14 protein-coding genes and 3 pseudogenes are annotated in these 14,661 nt (G+C 58.9%); 9 read left to right on the top strand and 8 right to left on the bottom strand.

The window, feature by feature from the left end; translation table 11 throughout:
- The 4 genes and pseudogenes from JCM12296_RS16740 to JCM12296_RS16725 form a co-directional block, all read left to right on the top strand.
- On the top strand, positions 1-325 hold a 325-nt coding region (locus tag JCM12296_RS16740; RefSeq protein WP_172683937.1), incomplete at its 5' end, for an ADP-ribosylglycohydrolase family protein.
- A gap of 3 nt (positions 326-328) precedes the next feature.
- Positions 329-1,880, top strand: a pseudogene (gene pepF, locus JCM12296_RS16735) (oligoendopeptidase F); the annotation flags it as partial.
- A gap of 71 nt (positions 1,881-1,951) precedes the next feature.
- Positions 1,952-2,170: a M3 family metallopeptidase gene (locus tag JCM12296_RS44725; RefSeq protein WP_246804433.1), complete on the top strand. Its 219-nt coding sequence runs from the start codon at positions 1,952-1,954 to the stop codon at positions 2,168-2,170.
- Between the two features lie 537 nt (positions 2,171-2,707).
- Positions 2,708-4,972 carry a methyl-accepting chemotaxis protein gene (locus JCM12296_RS16725; protein ID WP_054695461.1) on the top strand — a complete coding sequence of 755 codons (2,265 nt, stop codon included), beginning with the start codon at positions 2,708-2,710 and terminating at the stop codon, positions 4,970-4,972.
- Positions 4,973-5,090: 118 nt separating this feature from the next.
- Here the strand turns inward: JCM12296_RS16725 and JCM12296_RS16720 are convergent, their stop codons facing one another.
- The 3 genes and pseudogenes from JCM12296_RS16720 to JCM12296_RS16715 all read right to left on the bottom strand — a co-directional run.
- Positions 5,091-5,393: a TRL domain-containing protein gene (locus tag JCM12296_RS16720; RefSeq protein WP_054695458.1), complete on the bottom strand. Its 303-nt coding sequence runs from the start codon at positions 5,391-5,393 to the stop codon at positions 5,091-5,093.
- A gap of 123 nt (positions 5,394-5,516) precedes the next feature.
- Entirely contained in the window at positions 5,517-5,765 is a 249-nt protein-coding gene (locus tag JCM12296_RS44720; RefSeq protein WP_246804432.1) for a hypothetical protein, read from the bottom strand.
- A 144-nt stretch (positions 5,766-5,909) separates the two neighbouring features.
- Positions 5,910-7,168, bottom strand: a pseudogene (locus JCM12296_RS16715) (phosphohexomutase domain-containing protein); the annotation flags it as partial.
- A gap of 350 nt (positions 7,169-7,518) precedes the next feature.
- Here JCM12296_RS16715 and JCM12296_RS16710 point away from each other — a divergent pair.
- The gene (locus JCM12296_RS16710) at positions 7,519-7,785 is read left to right on the top strand and encodes a hypothetical protein (protein WP_054695454.1); all 267 of its coding nucleotides are present in this window, start codon (positions 7,519-7,521) and stop codon (positions 7,783-7,785) included.
- A 49-nt stretch (positions 7,786-7,834) separates the two neighbouring features.
- Here JCM12296_RS16710 and JCM12296_RS16705 read toward each other — a convergent pair whose 3' ends face one another.
- From JCM12296_RS16705 to JCM12296_RS16695, 3 genes and pseudogenes are all read right to left on the bottom strand, one after another.
- Complete coding sequence (locus JCM12296_RS16705; protein ID WP_054695453.1) at positions 7,835-8,491, bottom strand: TPM domain-containing protein; 657 nt, start codon at positions 8,489-8,491, stop codon at positions 7,835-7,837.
- A 167-nt stretch (positions 8,492-8,658) separates the two neighbouring features.
- Positions 8,659-9,573 carry a TPM domain-containing protein gene (locus tag JCM12296_RS16700; protein WP_246804430.1) on the bottom strand — a complete coding sequence of 305 codons (915 nt, stop codon included), beginning with the start codon at positions 9,571-9,573 and terminating at the stop codon, positions 8,659-8,661.
- A 10-nt stretch (positions 9,574-9,583) separates the two neighbouring features.
- Positions 9,584-10,089, bottom strand: a pseudogene (locus tag JCM12296_RS16695) (LemA family protein).
- Between the two features lie 497 nt (positions 10,090-10,586).
- Between JCM12296_RS16695 and JCM12296_RS16690 the strand changes: the two are divergent.
- Entirely contained in the window at positions 10,587-10,988 is a 402-nt protein-coding gene (locus JCM12296_RS16690; protein WP_054695450.1) for an SET domain-containing protein-lysine N-methyltransferase, read from the top strand.
- Between the two features lie 71 nt (positions 10,989-11,059).
- Here the strand turns inward: JCM12296_RS16690 and JCM12296_RS16685 are convergent, their stop codons facing one another.
- A complete protein-coding gene (locus tag JCM12296_RS16685) occupies positions 11,060-11,482 on the bottom strand; it encodes a VOC family protein (RefSeq protein WP_054695447.1) in 423 nt (140 codons plus the stop codon).
- Between the two features lie 82 nt (positions 11,483-11,564).
- Here JCM12296_RS16685 and JCM12296_RS47610 point away from each other — a divergent pair, with 82 nt between their 5' ends.
- Entirely contained in the window at positions 11,565-11,693 is a 129-nt protein-coding gene (locus tag JCM12296_RS47610; protein WP_281492035.1) for a hypothetical protein, read from the top strand.
- On the opposite strand, the gene JCM12296_RS16680 is transcribed toward JCM12296_RS47610, so the two are convergent.
- Positions 11,680-12,081 carry an acyl-CoA thioesterase gene (locus tag JCM12296_RS16680; RefSeq protein WP_083456217.1) on the bottom strand — a complete coding sequence of 134 codons (402 nt, stop codon included), beginning with the start codon at positions 12,079-12,081 and terminating at the stop codon, positions 11,680-11,682. The two genes, JCM12296_RS47610 and JCM12296_RS16680, sit on opposite strands and share 14 nt — an antisense overlap.
- A gap of 204 nt (positions 12,082-12,285) precedes the next feature.
- Between JCM12296_RS16680 and JCM12296_RS16675 the strand changes: the two genes are divergently transcribed.
- Both JCM12296_RS16675 and JCM12296_RS16670 read left to right on the top strand, forming a co-directional pair.
- Positions 12,286-13,194 (top strand): alpha/beta hydrolase, encoded by a 909-nt coding sequence (locus JCM12296_RS16675; protein WP_157067679.1) that lies wholly within the window; start codon positions 12,286-12,288, stop codon positions 13,192-13,194.
- Between the two features lie 392 nt (positions 13,195-13,586).
- Entirely contained in the window at positions 13,587-14,546 is a 960-nt protein-coding gene (locus JCM12296_RS16670) for a hypothetical protein (RefSeq protein WP_157067678.1), read from the top strand.
- Positions 14,547-14,661 lie beyond the last annotated feature (115 nt).

Raw genomic sequence — 14,661 nt, 5'->3', positions numbered from 1 at the left:
CGCGTTGAGCCGGCGTGGCGATCCGACACCTGCGACCATGGAAACCCTTGGGGCGGGCTGGGTGGCCGATGAGGCCCTGGCCATGGGTCTTTACGCCGCCCTGGTGGCCGGTCGCGATTTCAGGCGCGGGGTCCTTTTGGCGGTCAACCATTCGGGCGACAGCGACTCCACCGGTGCGATCGCCGGTAGCATCATCGGCGCCTGTTACGGGGCGGATGTGATTCCGTCCGACTGGTTGGCCGAACTCGAACTCCGCGCGGTGATCACCGAGGTTGCCGCCGATCTTGCCGATACGTTTCATCCGATCGTTAAAAAAGGAGACTGATCCATGTCCGATACCCAAAAAATACCCCTGCGCACGGAAGTTGCCGCAGCCGATCAGTGGGACCTGACCCCGTTTTTCGCCGATGATGCGGCCTGGGAACGGCAATTTGCCGAGACCGACGCCAAGCTTTCCGGCTATGATGCCTTTCGCGGGCATTTGTTGGATTCCCCCGGGAACCTGGCCCGCGGCCTGGACCTTCACCTGGGCATCTCCCGCGATCTGGACAACCTGTACACCTATGCCCACCTAAAGAGCGATGAAGACAAGGCCAACAGCCATTACCTCGGCCTGCTGGACCGGGCCATGGGCCTGTTCACGCGCATTTCCGAGGCCGCCAGTTTTATCGATCCGGAGATCCAGGCCCTGGACGCGGCGCGCGCGGACGAATTCCTCACCCATGAGGCGCTGAAACCCTACGCTTTCTTTCTGGAGAAGATCCTGCGCGCCACGCCCCACACCCACGGCGAGGAGATCGAGCGGATCCTGGCCATGGCCTCGGAAGTGGCCCGGGCACCGTCCCAGATCTTCAGCCAATTGGACAACGCCGATCTGACCTTCGGCGTGATCAGCGACGAGAAGGGGCAATCGATGGAGCTGAGCCATGGCAATTTCATCTCTTTTCTCATGAAGCCCCAGCCGGAGATTCGCCGCACGGCCTTTGATCAGTACTACCAAACCTACCAGGCCCATAAGCACGGCATCGCCGCGGCCCTGGCCCACTCGGTGAAGAAGGATCTTTTCTACGCGCGGGTGCGCAAGCATGCTTCCTGCCGCAGTGCGGCGCTTTTCCCGGACAACGTGCCGGAGACGGTTTACGACAATCTGGTGGCAACGGTGAAGGCCAACACCGCGCCCCTTTTTCGTTACCTGGCCCTGCGGAAGAAGGCCCTCGGGCTGGATGAACTGCATTTTTACGATACCTACGTGCCTTTGGTGTCGACAATCGATTTCCGCCTCACCTACCCGGAGGCGGTGGAGATCGCCGTCTCGGCCCTGGCCCCCTTGGGCGAGGCCTATACCACGATTTTGCGCGACGGGCTCACCAGCGGCTGGGTGGACCGTTACGAGAACAAGGGCAAGCGCAGCGGCGCCTACTCCTCGGGCAGCTACGACTCGCCGCCTTACATCCTGCTCAATTTCGAGAACGACAACATCAACAGCCTCTACACCCTGGTGCACGAGGCCGGGCACAGCATGCACTCGTATCTTTCCAAAAAACACCAGCTATGTGGACCACCAGTACACCATCTTCGCTGCCGAGGTGGCCTCCACCTTCAACGAAGTGCTACTCAGCCGATACCTGTTGAACCAATACCGCACGGACAAGGCAATGACCGCCTACCTTCTCAACCGCGAGATCGACAACATGCGCGGCACCTTTTTCCGCCAGACCATGTTCGCCGAGTTCGAGGCCCTGATCCACCAGGCGGCGGAGCAGCAGCACCCCTTGACCGTGGACACGCTCACCGCCACCTATCACGGCCTGCTGGAGGCGTATTTCGGGGAATCCCTGGTCCTCGACCCGGCGCTGGATCTGGAGTGTCTGCGGATCCCTCACTTTTATAGCGCCTTTTACGTTTACAAATACGCCACCGGCCTGGCGGCTGCGATCGCCTGGCAGGTCGGGTGCTGGCGGGTGGGGCGGCCGAACGCGAGGCCTATCTGGATTTTCTCAAGGCGGGCGGCAGCCGGTTCCCCCTGGATGCCCTCAGGCAGGCCGGGGCGGACATGGCCGCGCCGGAGCCGATTCTGGAAGCGGTGGCCTATTTCGAAGACCTGGTGGATCGTTTCGGTGGCCTGCTGGCCACATGCGGTTCCGGCGATATACCGAAGGATGGCCGCTGAATCCCATTTCCGAAGCGCGGAAAATTGTTATGTTCACTCTTGCATAACGCGTGCGGGTGTCTTAACTTGTTTTTGGTAAGCGGTTGAACACCCCTTGTTCAGCATAGCGCCAAAGGGTTGTGACAATGTCATCACCCTCCTCTCTTCTCCTCTCTTGGGGCAGGCCGCTGTCGGGCCTGCCCTTCTTCTTTGGCGGATTGGTAAAAAGCCCAATATCGGCGTTACGCGAATCCTTCGTCACTGCGGCGTACGCAAAAGTACGCCTCATTCCTTAAGGATCCGCAAGCCTTGATCTTGGGCTTTTTACCAATCCGCCAGCTCAGCGAATTTTTACGAATTGATCTTCTTTGGTGGATTCTCCATCGGAAAAATCAGAACAACCGTTAATTATTTCGGGTTGCAGCCGATATCATCGGGTGAATGATTGTCATCGATTTTTCAAAATTCATTTTATCACGCAAAAACAGCGTTTGTTCATAGGGGCCAAATGCGCTTCTCCTGTGGGATGGGGCCGGGTGGGTTGACAACGAGAGGGGCATGCGAACGGAACAGTTCAGCAAAGGATCTGGAAACGTGAAGAATCTCAGTCTGGGAATGAAAATTGGGGTTGGCTTTTGGGTGGTCTTGACGTTGACGGGGGTGGTCGGCTTGGCCGGATATCTGGCCTTGGGCAACGTGCTGGCCAAAACGGCACTGAACCAGGAGGCCAACCAAGCCAAGGGATTGTTTGCCGATGTGCGCGGCCAGGTGGATCAGTTTTTTTTGAACAGTTACCACGAGGGGCGGCCAGCCCAGGAGCTGGCCCACCAGAACGCGACCGAGGCTCTGGAAAAGTGCCGCCGGGCCCTGGCCACGATTCGTGTGCGGGATGACCTGTCGGCGCAAGTCGCCCAATCGCTTCAGGCGGCCAGCGCCGAGCTGGAGGCCTATGCCGAGGCCTTTGGCCGCATTACCGGCGCCGAAAAAAGCAAAATCGACGCCGTGCCGCAGATCATGGCCGAGTTCGATGCGATCAAGACCCTTTACGAGAAAGGCCAGTTCCTGGTGGAAAAGATTGTTGCCGCCGATGACGTTTTCCGCGCCGAGGTGCAAGGCTATTTCGAACGCAATACCGCCACCCGCTGGGAGGAGATGACCCTGGCGCGGGATGCGACCCGGGCGGCCATCAATGACTGGAACGAACAGGTGGTGAACAGCGACTCGCTGTCGCCCATTGGCAGGGAGATGGTGACGACCTTTGACCGGCTGGATCAGCATTTGTCCCAATACAACGCGGCCTTCACCCTGCAGACCGCCGATCTGACACGCATGTCCGCCATTCAGGAGGCCCTGTGGACGAGTCTGAACGCCATCGAGGCGTATACCGTCAGGGAGATGGCGCATATCAAGACCGTATCCCTGGCCGTCATTGTCGGCACGGTCATCGCCGCAGTGTTCCTGGGTATCGTTTCGGCCCTTTTTTGCACGCGGGTCATCGTCGGGCCGGTCAAGCGTGTGGCGGCCGGTCTGCAGGATATTGCCCAAGGGGAGGGGGATCTGACCGTTCGCCTCAACATCCAAAGCCGTGACGAAATCGGCAACCTGGCCCATTGGTTCAACCTGTTCATCGAGAACATGGACCACCTGATCGGCCGGATTAGTGAAAACGCACACCAGCTGGGCCTTTCGAGCACGGATTTTTCGCGCATTGCCCGGCAGATGTCCTCCGGTGCCGAGGCGATGTCGCAACGGTCCGACAGTGTTGCCGCGGCAGCCGAAGAGATGAGCGTCAACATGACCTCGGTGGCGGCGGCCAGCGAGCAGGCATCGACCAATATCAACATGGTGGCCCAGGCCGCCGAAGACATGACCCGCCGTATCGGGGAGATCGCCAAACGTTCGGACAAGGCCCAGGCCATCACCCAGCAGGCCGTTGACAGCGGCAGAAAAACCGCTGATCAGGTCAACGCCCTGGGGCATGCGGCCGAGGATATTTCCAAGGTGACCGAAGTCATCACCGAGATCAGCGAGCAGACCAATTTGCTGGCGCTCAACGCCACCATCGAGGCGGCCCGGGCCGGAGAGGCCGGCAAGGGGTTTGCCGTGGTGGCCAACGAAATCAAGGAGCTGGCGGCCCAGACGGCCAAGGCCACCGGCGACATCCGCGGCAAGATCGAGGGTATCCAGTCCTCAACGGATCAGACCGTGGTGGAGATCGACGCCATCATGCGGGTGATCGACGATGTGAACGCGATCGTTTCCCAGATTGCCCGGGATACGGTGGAGCAGTCCGATTCAACCAGGAAATCGCCGGGAATGTCGCCGAAGCCTCCCAGGGCATTCAAGAGGTCAACCAGAACGTCAACCAGAGTTCGTCGGTTTCAACGACCATTGCCCAGGATATTCATCAGGTCAGCGCCGAGGCCTCGGAAATGGCCGACAACAGCCTCAGCATCCGCAACAATGCCGAGGGGCTGGCGACCATGGCGGAAGCACTTAACCAATTGGTGGGCCGCTTCAAGAAGCAATCGGACGTTATGCGCTAATCCAAAACGATCAGGGGAGATCGCCGGCCGACCATACAGGCCGACCATACAGATAGACCCGATGGGTCTTGAAGATTCCCAGGATACTGAAGACGCGCTGGTCGGCGAAGTAAAGTGGATCCACGCCATTTTGGCGGGCGATCTCGCCGATGGCGTTGTTGCTGACGCGCGCATAGAGGCCCACGCCGCTGAAGGGCTCCTTGATCTCCAGGACCTGGTCCGAAACGGGCGTCCCCGTCGGTGCCGGGGTGGCATTCAAATCCTCGGTCAGCGGTAAGCGTACGTTGGTGTAAAGCACGCCCACCAGCGGTCCCGTGCTGCAGGCACACAGGCCCATCCCGACGCATGCCAACGTCAACAGCCACCCGATGCGGCGCCGAACGATCCCAAGCACATCAATCCCCATACACCACCACCCGCCAGCGCGTGTAGAGGCCAAAGAGGACCGTGAACACCTCCTGGTCGGCATGCCGCAAGGTGGCGATGCCCCCGTTGGCTGCCGCGGCCGCGTAGCTGGCATCGCCCCAGGCAAAGAGCCATAACACGCTGCGAGCCTCGGCCGTACCGGTTTTGGCGCCCAGTTGGGTTTGGTCCAGGTTCACGTCCAGGGGGGCTTTGACATTCACATAGGCGCAGCCGGAAAGGGTCAAGAGGCCGGCAGCCACAACCAGGGCAACGAAAACGCGTAGCGCGTGCATGGCACTCCTCCTGCGAAAGGGTGGGCGGGGATGAATATCCATATAGAGACTGAAACCGGGAACCCCGCGCAAAACGTCCATCTGGTTGATCCGTGCATGGGGGTCCTTGGTTTCTGAGATGCTTTATACGCCGGCGGCGCTGAACACCGCGCTCACCATGGCCTGGGCTTCCTGCTGGATGGTCTCCAGGTGGGCCTGACCCTTGAAGCTTTCGGCGTAGATCTTGTAAATTTCCTCGGTGCCCGACGGCCGGGCGGCAAACCAGCCATTGGCCGTGACCACCTTCAATCCGCCGATGGCCGCCTGGTTGCCCGGTGCGTGGGTGAGCTTGGCCACGATCGGCTCGCCGGCCAGTTCCGATTGCGTGATCATCTCGGGTGAGAGCTTTTCCAACACGGCCTTTTGCGCTGCCGTGGCCGGGGCGTCGATGCGCGCGTAGACCGAGGCGCCGAAGCGTGCTTCCAGGTCGCGGTAGATTTCGCCCGGGTCCTGGCCGGTGCGGGCCGTGATCTCGGCGGCCAGCAAATCCATGATGATGCCGTCCTTGTCCGTGGTCCACACCGATCCGTCGCGCCGCAGGAACGAGGCGCCGGCGCTTTCCTCACCGCCGAACCCGTAGGCACCGCTGATCAGTCCCTCCACGAACACTTGAACCCCACGGGCACCTCCGAGAGGGGCTTGCCCAGGTGAACCGCCACGCGGTCGATCATCGAGGTGGAGACCAGGGTCTTGCCGATGGCCGCCGTCGGCGGCCAGTCGGGCCGGTTTTGGAAGAGATACCAGATGGCCACGGCCAGAAAGTGATTGGGGTTGAGCAAACCGCTGCTGCGGGTGACGATGCCGTGACGATCCACGTCGGTGTCGTTGCCGAAGGCCACGTCAAACTGATCCTTGAGCCCGATGAGACGTTGCATGGCGTGGGGTGAGGAGCAATCCATGCGGATCTTGCCGTCCTTGTCCAGGGTCATGAAACCGAAGGTCGGGTCCACGATAGGGTTGACCACCGTGATGGGGATGCCGTAGCGCTCGCTGATGGGCGCCCAGTAGTCCACCGCCGCCCCGCCCATGGGGTCGACGGCCAGCTTGAGCCCGGAAGTGGCGATGGCCGCCATGTCGACCACCTGGCCCAGATCATCCACATAAGGCCGGATGTAGTCGTAAAGATGGGTCGTCGACGCCTTGAGGGCCTTTTCGAAAGGCAGGCGTTTGATCGATTCGCGAGCCTTGCCGAGTAGGGCGTTGGCCCGTTCGGCGATCTGGCGCGTGATTTCGGCTTCCGCCGGCCCGCCGTGGGGCGGATTGTACTTGAAGCCGCCGTCCTCGGGCGGATTGTGCGAGGGGGTGATCACCACGCCGTCGGCCAGCCCGTTCTGTCGGCCACGGTTGTAGGTCAGGATGGCATGGGAGATTACCGGGGTCGGGGTGGTGCCCAGGCCGTCCTGGATCATGACCGTCACGCCACTTGCGGCAAACACCTCCAGGGCGCTGGCCAGGGCCGGCTCGGAAAGGGCGTGGGTATCCATGCCCATGAAGAGCGGGCCGGTAATAGCGTTGGCTGCCCGGTATTCACAGATCGCCTGGCTGATGGCCAGGATATGATCCTCGTTGAAGCTGTTCTTCAGAGACGAACCCCGGTGGCCCGAAGTACCGAAAACGACTTTCTGGGCCGCGTCGGACGGGTCGGGCCGGTGGGTGTAGTAGGCCGATACGAGCCGGGGAATGTTGGCAAGCACCTCCCTTGGTGCCGGCTTGCCGGCAAGCGGATGGATGGCCATGGGCGAATACTCCTTCTCGGGTTTTGCCCGGCAGGGGGCCATCCGGTCGTCGTGGCCTGCCCACCAGGCATCGGTTGGTTGGAAAAAGGCGTTCTTGCGAAGCAGTTGTTTGAAATGTCCGGACCGGGCCCGATTTTTCAAACAGCCGCTAACACAATTCTAACAATCGGGGCATAACAACATCACCAAGAGAACGATTGCCAATGATTGATTGCCAGTAGATGAATGCTGCGGTTGGATCGGCATTGACACATGCCGGTGGCAGTGTAGCGCTTTCACCGCGCATTTGCCAGAAGATTCGCTGGCCTCGGATGCGATGACCGCCCTTGGTCCTTGAGGAGGGACATGCCATGACGCCAATGGAGACACCTCAACATCAAAGCGAACCGGAAACGGCCGGACTCGAGGCATCCGGATTGGATGCCTGTGCTTTGGCTGTCGCCCGGCGCTACCAGGCCGGGATGCTGCCCGTATCGCCGCACAGTGGCTGGACGTCCACCTGGCGGTACCTGCTCAAGGATTTGCGCACGAACTGTCCCGGATTCTCGGAGATTGAATACGGCATTGCCCTGAATCAGGCCTTTGATCAACCCGCGGTGACGGCTTCGGATCGCTGATCCTCCTACCGGAGCCCTTGCCCCCGTCGAATGGCGGGTACCATGCGGCCTATGGATCGCCGATGATCAGGTTGGCGAGTTCATTGGTGTCATCCGGCCGGATGGGAAAATGTGCGGCCAAAAGGTCGCCGATCTCTGTGATGGCACTGGAGATGGCCGGCACCCGTTGTCCCTGTCCGATTCCCTGGGTGACCCGTTGGACCAGGTCATTCCACTGCGCCTGGGGGATCTTGGCGTGGATGCCCTTGTCGGCCAACAGCCACACTTTTCGCTCGAACACCGAGATGAACAAAAGCACGCCATTGGCATCGCGCGTGCGGTAGAGGCCGTGACGGAAAAAGGCCGTTACCGCGGCTTCCTCGACCTCCTCGTCGATCTCCCGTCGGGAAATGAAACGCCGTTTGAGGGCCGGCCAACGATCCAACAGACCGTGGGCCAGCCAGAACAAAAGGGCGAACCATCCGAGGAAGAGCCACATGTTGTCGGTGCCGATCCACAGCCAGGCGCCGGTGTAGTGGGCTGCCAAAAGGGCCAGCGGCAAAGCCAGGAATGTTGCGCCGAGGGCACTGGCCATGGGGTAGGGGTAGCTCGACGAGACGATCATGCAGACCAGCTCGCCCGCGGTTTTCGCCTCGGCCTGGGCCACCGCAGCCTCGATTTGCTTCTGCTGCGCTGCCGATAAAAACTGTTCAGCCAGGTTTTTCATTTTGATGCACTCGTAAAAGATCGCTGATCCGACGGATCCGTAAAGCGCCCGAGATCAAGGCTTGCGAATCCTTAAGGAATGAAGGTGTACTTTTGCGTACGCCGCAGTGACGAAGGATGACGCGTAACGCCGATATCGGGCGCTTTACGGATCCGTTAATTTTGTGATTACCAGCCACCCGAAGCCCCACCACCCCCAAATCCACCGCCGCCACCGGAAAACCCGCCGAAACCGCCGGAGGAAAATCCACCGCCACCACCAAAGCCGCCCCCCCAATACCCGCCTCCGCCGCCACGATGGATGCGGTTGTTGGCACCGCTGCTTAGCGCGCCGCCCACCCCGCTGAGGATCAGGCCGGCCAGAATGCCGATGGGAACCAATCCCAATAGCAGCAGGGGCGCGGCCCCAAAAAAGAGGGCACCGGCGATGGGAAAGAGAACCGCACCGGCGGCGGCGCCCATGAACCGGCTGACCCGGCCCAGGGCGTTGACCAGGAAGAGCAGCCCCAAGACGGCGAAAATCGGCGTTCCCTTTTGTGACTTTTTTTGGGACGCTGACGGGGTGGCCGGTGCCGAGAATTCGCCCTTCACGGCCTCGATCATGGCTCCCACTCCCTGGGTGATGCCCTGGTCGAATTGCCCGGCGCGGAAATAGGGCGTGATCACATTGCGGATGATGCGTCCGGCCACAAGGTCGGTGAGCCGCCCCTCCAGCCCGTAGCCGACCTCAATGCGGATTTTGCGATCGTTCTTGACGACCAGCAGGATGGCACCGTTGTCCGTTCCCTTCTGACCGATCTTCCAGGCCTCGGCCACGCGCATGGAGAAGTCCTCCAAGGCATCGCCCTTGAGCGACGGGATCGTCAGCACGACGATCTGGGTGGATTCCTGGCGTTCGAAGTCGCTCAGAACCGCCTCGAGCTGCCGCCGGCTGGTGCTGGTGAGCATGCCGGCATCATCGTTGACATGGCCCTGGAGCCGGGGGACATCCAGCGCCTGCGCGGGCAGACCCCAGACGATTGTCAGCAGACCGAGAAGTAAAATCGGCATGAGCTTGCGCAATATCGCGGCATGTTTCTTCATGGCGGCCATTCTACTCGAAGCTGATCTTGGGGGCCTGGGTGGCGCCGGCTTCAGCCTTGAAGTATTCCTTGCGCTCGAGGTGGAGCAAAAGGGAGTTGGTCAGGCTGTAGGGCAGGCTGCGGATCTTGGAATTGAATGCCTCCACGGCCTGGTTGTAACGTTGACGGGCCACGTTGATCCGGTTTTCCGTGCCCTCCAACTGGTTTTGCAGATCCAGGAAGTTTTGGTTGGCCTTGAGTTCCGGATACCGTTCCACCACCACCATCAATCGCGACAGGGCCGACGAGAGTCCGCCCTGGGCGTCTTGCATCTGTTGCATGGCCTGGGCGCTGCTCAGGTCCTTGGTAGACAGGTTGACGCTGGTCGCCTTGGCGCGGGCCTCGACCACCGCCTGGAGGGTCTGCTGCTCGTGGCTGGCGTAGCCTTGACCGTGGCCACGAGGTTGGGGATCAGATCCGCGCGGCGTTGCAGATTGCTTTCCACATCGGACCAGGCCCGAAAGACGCCTTCCTCCATCTGTTGCAGGGCGTTGTAACCGCATCCGTTGGCCATCAGGGTCAGGGCCAGGATGGCCAACACCCATCGTACACGTTTGAACATGGTGACTCCTTCGTTGGTATGAAAATGCGATGCAAGCTTTTGGGATACTGGCCGTTATATTGCGACAGGAAAGCCGATTTGACAACCCCCGGCCGGCAGGATAACTGGTTAAGCACATTTGGTGTATCGCTAATTTTTTTTCACGTTGGCGATTTGTAAAAATGCCAAATGACTAATGAAAAATTCCAAATGGTGGTATTCTGACGTTTTATAATCGATCTTAGCCTTCAATTGACATTTGGGTTTTGGCATTTGACATTGATTGATCCCAAACACTGGTTTCTGATCACACCAACAGCAAGGATGAAATCCCAATGCGGTTGCCCTGATTTCCGGCCGGCCGCCGATTGACTTTACCCCTTCGGGTTGATAAACACCATCGCGGTTGGAGGCATGCTGATCAAACGAGGCCCATGAAAAGAAAACTCAATCCCCTATACCGACATCCCGACCTTGTTGTCTCGCCCTGTGATTTTGGCCACGGCATATTCACGACGACATCCCTTCCCGCCGATACGACGCTGGAAGAGTGCCCTTACCTGCGCATCAAGGCCGACGAATGCGCCGGGGTGCTCGATGACTATGTGTTCAATTTGGAATCGGCCGAAGAGAACGGCGAGTCGGACTACTATTCCCTCGTGCTCGGCTGGGGCAGCCTGTTCAACCATTCCAACCATCATAATACCGAGTACTGGCATGACACGGATCGTGATCTGATCGTCTTCCATACCATCAAACCGGTCCCTGCCGGAAAGCAGCTTTTTATCAATTATGGCCGCGACTGGTGGGATACCCGCGAGTTGAAACCGGAATAACCGCTGGAATACCGCCGAGGGCGGCCTTTGGTGAGCGAATCCGTGTGTCTATGCCAGGGCAACCGAGTCCGTCAGCGATCTTTCAGCTCCCGCCACTTGTAATCGATCAGTTCCAGCAGCACGCCGTTCATCTTTTGGGGGTGAACGAAGGCGAACTCGCAATCCCGGAACGAGCGGGCACCGCCGATCAAGGGATAGTCATCCGCCTTTAATTCTTCCATGGCCGCGCGGGTGTTGTCCACATTGAGGCTGATCAGCATGACCCCCTCGCCGCGATTTTCGATGAACTTGGCCACTTCCCCGTCCGGTGTGGTCGACTCCATCAGTTCAAACCCGACTTCACCCACCCAGTACCGGGCAACCCTGATTTTTTCAGGTTCATCGATGTAACTGTCATCGGGCGCGGATTTTCCCAGTACCGGTTCCCAGACCTTGCGGGCCTCTTCGAGATTTTTCACGGCAATGCAAATGTGATCGACTTTATTCACTTTCATGGGGGCCTCCTTACGAAAATGACGGTCCGGTGGGATGGATTCGAGATCAGCTACAGCGAGCGGAACCCGATGGCTGAACCAGATGATTAATCAGCTGGCCAACGCGCTGATCGATCGGGGCTTGAACAAAGCTGAGCTGAACAAAAAAAACAACGCTGACGGCACCGCCGGAGAAGATCGTTCATCCATTGAACAGGCTAACCCTCGATAGCCCTCATGAGACTGTCCCGCAAACGTCCCTCCAGCACGGCCGCTTTCTGTGTTTTCGTCTCCAGCATGACGAAGGTGACATCCGCATCCACCACCGTTTCCCCGTTTTTCTTTTTTACGTGCTGATGCAAAACCGCCGACCGCTGGCCGATCTTGGCGAGATGGGTCTCGACGACCAGTACATCATACAAAAGGGCCGGACTCCGATAGTTGATGTTGATGTTGACAACGGTGAAGGCAAACCCGTCACGAGCCAGGTTTTCCAGATCCAGCTTGTCGTCGAAGATTGCCCAACGGGCTTCCTCCAGAAATTCCAGATAACGGGCGTTGTTCACATGCCCGAAAACGTCCAGGTGATAGCCTCTTACTTTGATTTCCGTGGTATGCATGATTTCTCCGCTTCATTGAAAACACTTTCTTTTGCTGGCGATAGATCTCACCTCCGCCTTTGCGCGATCAGCTCCTTCTCATAATCACAAAGCGGGATGAAAATAAAGGCCGCATGCCATGATGAGAAAAAGACTGGTCAGATTCCGCCCGGCGTTCGGCCGTTGACCCGAACAGATGCTTTCTGTTAAATAATCGGCATATTTTTGATACCGGAACTCCAGGAGATCACGCTGCTCGTGCTCAACAGCCCAACACGTCATATTCCCCGTCGCTTGAACCGTCTCGACGCCTACCTTCGACACGCCGAATCCCGATGTGCCAGCGTCCGAATCCGTTGCGAGAAAAAAATTATCTGGCATGAACGCCGGATGATCAGACGCCCCCTATCGATTGTCTATCTGCACGGTTTTTCCGCCAGTCGCATGGAGGTCTGGCCCCTGTGCGACCAGCTGGCCGCAGCCCTCGGCGCCAATCTTTTTTACACACGGTTGACGGGTCATGGTCAGGATGGCATGGCTCTGGGCGCGGCCAGCGTTGACGACTGGCTGGAGGATGGTCTGGAAGCGATCGCCATTGGCGGTCTGATCGGGGAACGGATTATCCTGATGGGTACCTCCACCGGTGGTACGTTGGCCACCTGGTTGGCGGCACAGCCGGACCTTTCTCCCCTGATTCAGCGCCTGATCCTGCTGTCACCCAATTTCGGCCCCAAGAACCCCGTGTCAGTGGCAGCTTTATGGCCGCCGGCTTATCGGTTGTACCGGTTTCTTTTCGGGAACTGGCGGACGCTTCGAACCATCAGTCGCCAGCATGCCGGCTATTGGACCAATCCCTATCCGATCAGCGCCATTGTCAGTATGATGCAATTGGTTAAAAAAGCCTGGCAGGTCAAACTATCCGGCGCCACCATGCCGGTCCTGATGCTGCTCAATCCCTGGGACCGGGTGATCAATATTGTTCTGGCGATCATCCGATTCCTGGCATTTCCCGCTGCCGGCAAGAAACTGGTGTTTTTCAGGGGCAACCGTGACCCCGGACGCACGTTCTGGCCGGCAAGGTGCTTTCACCAGCGACCACCCCCGCCGTATTACGGATTACATTGGATTTTCTGAAAAATCGCCACTGAACGCGCTACGCGTGCGGTATCCGCCGGGCGGAAGCCTATTCCCGTTAGTTTTCGAGGTCCCGCCTGGGCCAATCGCATTACAACGGCGCCCGTCATCATAAAAAACGCAAGCCACATGCCAGCCGGCGCTTAAAAAATCTTATGGTTCGTATAAATTTAATTGCTTTGACGCGCCAGGCGTTCTCATTCCTAATGATAAAAAGTTTCTTTTAGCTTCCCGCATCCCATTGTTTTTAATGACGCGATCCATACTGCTGCGTTGCAGACGCTGGCCCGGTGGCAGGTGGCGTTTTATTCATTTCAGCAAGGAGGAGACGGCAAAATGGAAGACCCCAAGATCGGAATTGGCCCCAACGGTTCCTTTCGGGATTGATTCAGTTGACCATCCTGACCCTGGTCGGTGTCGCGGTATTCGTTTACCTGGTACCGCTCGATGTGGCCATTTTAAAACTAATGCCCGGCACGCTGATGATGCTGGTGGTGCTGGGGCACCTTTCCCTACTCGGCGACAACTTTCCCTTTTCTCCACCGGCCGGCGGCTGGACGCCGGAGAAGTCGCGCGCCATCGCCGGTTTGGGGATGACCCTGATCTGGGGGGTGACCACGACGGCGTTACTCCTGTTTTTGCTCTACGTCTATCCGCGCTGGCCGATGGGACCGCTTTATCTGTGGTTCGGCGTGATCGCCTTCTGGCTGACCCTTCTCTACGGAATCAACTGGAACGGTTGGCCGTTCAAGGGCAGGCTGCATCCATGGGCGACCATGGCGGCCAGCTTTGCCATGATCCTGATGGTCTCCGTTATCATCTGGGTCACCCTCACCAATCTGGACGGCACGCCCTTTGCCGATTCGCCGGCCAATCACCACGGACCGTTGAATGCAAACTGGCTGACCGGTTTCCTGGTGTGGAGCATCGCCTGGTTCTTCATTTTCAATCCGGTCTTCACGACCCAGGGGTGGCCTTTTCTCAGGCTGGGTCATCCGGGTGCCGCCATTGCTCAGACCCTCATCGCCCATGTGTTGGGGTATTTATGTTGGACGGGCACGCTGGCCCTGGGACTCAGCCCGAGTTTCTCCTTTGCCGCCGTGGCTTCGTCGATCATCTTTTGGGCGCTGGTTTACTCCTGGCATTTGCAGTTTTGGGGGATTACCCGGTTGACCTTCTTCAAGCGTGCCATTGGCGCTTTGGCGGTTCTGGCGGTTCTGATCGTGACCTGGATTTTCCTTCTGCGGCTCCTGCTGGCACCTGCCGCCAAGAACCTGGCGGCGGCCAATCTTCCTGCGGATATCAATATTCTCATCATCTATGTCAACTTATGCATTGTCGGGCCGGCCTGATTGCCCATAATGCCTTTTGGTTGCGCTGGCCGTTGACCGTGCCGGCACCACCGGGGACACCGCCGCCGGATCTTTCGGTTTAACCGTTTGGGACGTAAGGGGTTGCGTACCAGGC

The organism is Desulfosarcina cetonica JCM 12296 (assembly GCF_001311845.1).
GTDB classification, from domain to species: domain Bacteria; phylum Desulfobacterota; class Desulfobacteria; order Desulfobacterales; family Desulfosarcinaceae; genus Desulfosarcina; species Desulfosarcina cetonica.
The sequence above is the reverse complement of the archived record's forward strand: the minus strand, read 5'-3'. Positions and strand labels throughout refer to the sequence as shown.

Excerpts from the sequence above, each read along its gene's own strand:
- JCM12296_RS16725 (WP_054695461.1), top strand. The coding sequence starts at position 2,708 with ATGCGAACGGAACAGTTCAGCAAAGGATCTGGAAACGTGAAGAATCTC.
- JCM12296_RS16720 (WP_054695458.1), bottom strand. The coding sequence starts at position 5,393 with ATGCACGCGCTACGCGTTTTCGTTGCCCTGGTTGTGGCTGCCGGCCTC.
- JCM12296_RS44720 (WP_246804432.1), bottom strand. The coding sequence starts at position 5,765 with ATGATCACGCAATCGGAACTGGCCGGCGAGCCGATCGTGGCCAAGCTC.
- JCM12296_RS16710 (WP_054695454.1), top strand. The coding sequence starts at position 7,519 with ATGACGCCAATGGAGACACCTCAACATCAAAGCGAACCGGAAACGGCC.
- JCM12296_RS16705 (WP_054695453.1), bottom strand. The coding sequence starts at position 8,491 with ATGAAAAACCTGGCTGAACAGTTTTTATCGGCAGCGCAGCAGAAGCAA.
- JCM12296_RS16700 (WP_246804430.1), bottom strand. The coding sequence starts at position 9,573 with ATGAAGAAACATGCCGCGATATTGCGCAAGCTCATGCCGATTTTACTT.
- JCM12296_RS16690 (WP_054695450.1), top strand. The coding sequence starts at position 10,587 with ATGAAAAGAAAACTCAATCCCCTATACCGACATCCCGACCTTGTTGTC.
- JCM12296_RS16685 (WP_054695447.1), bottom strand. The coding sequence starts at position 11,482 with ATGAAAGTGAATAAAGTCGATCACATTTGCATTGCCGTGAAAAATCTC.
- JCM12296_RS47610 (WP_281492035.1), top strand. The coding sequence starts at position 11,565 with ATGATTAATCAGCTGGCCAACGCGCTGATCGATCGGGGCTTGAACAAA.
- JCM12296_RS16680 (WP_083456217.1), bottom strand. The coding sequence starts at position 12,081 with ATGCATACCACGGAAATCAAAGTAAGAGGCTATCACCTGGACGTTTTC.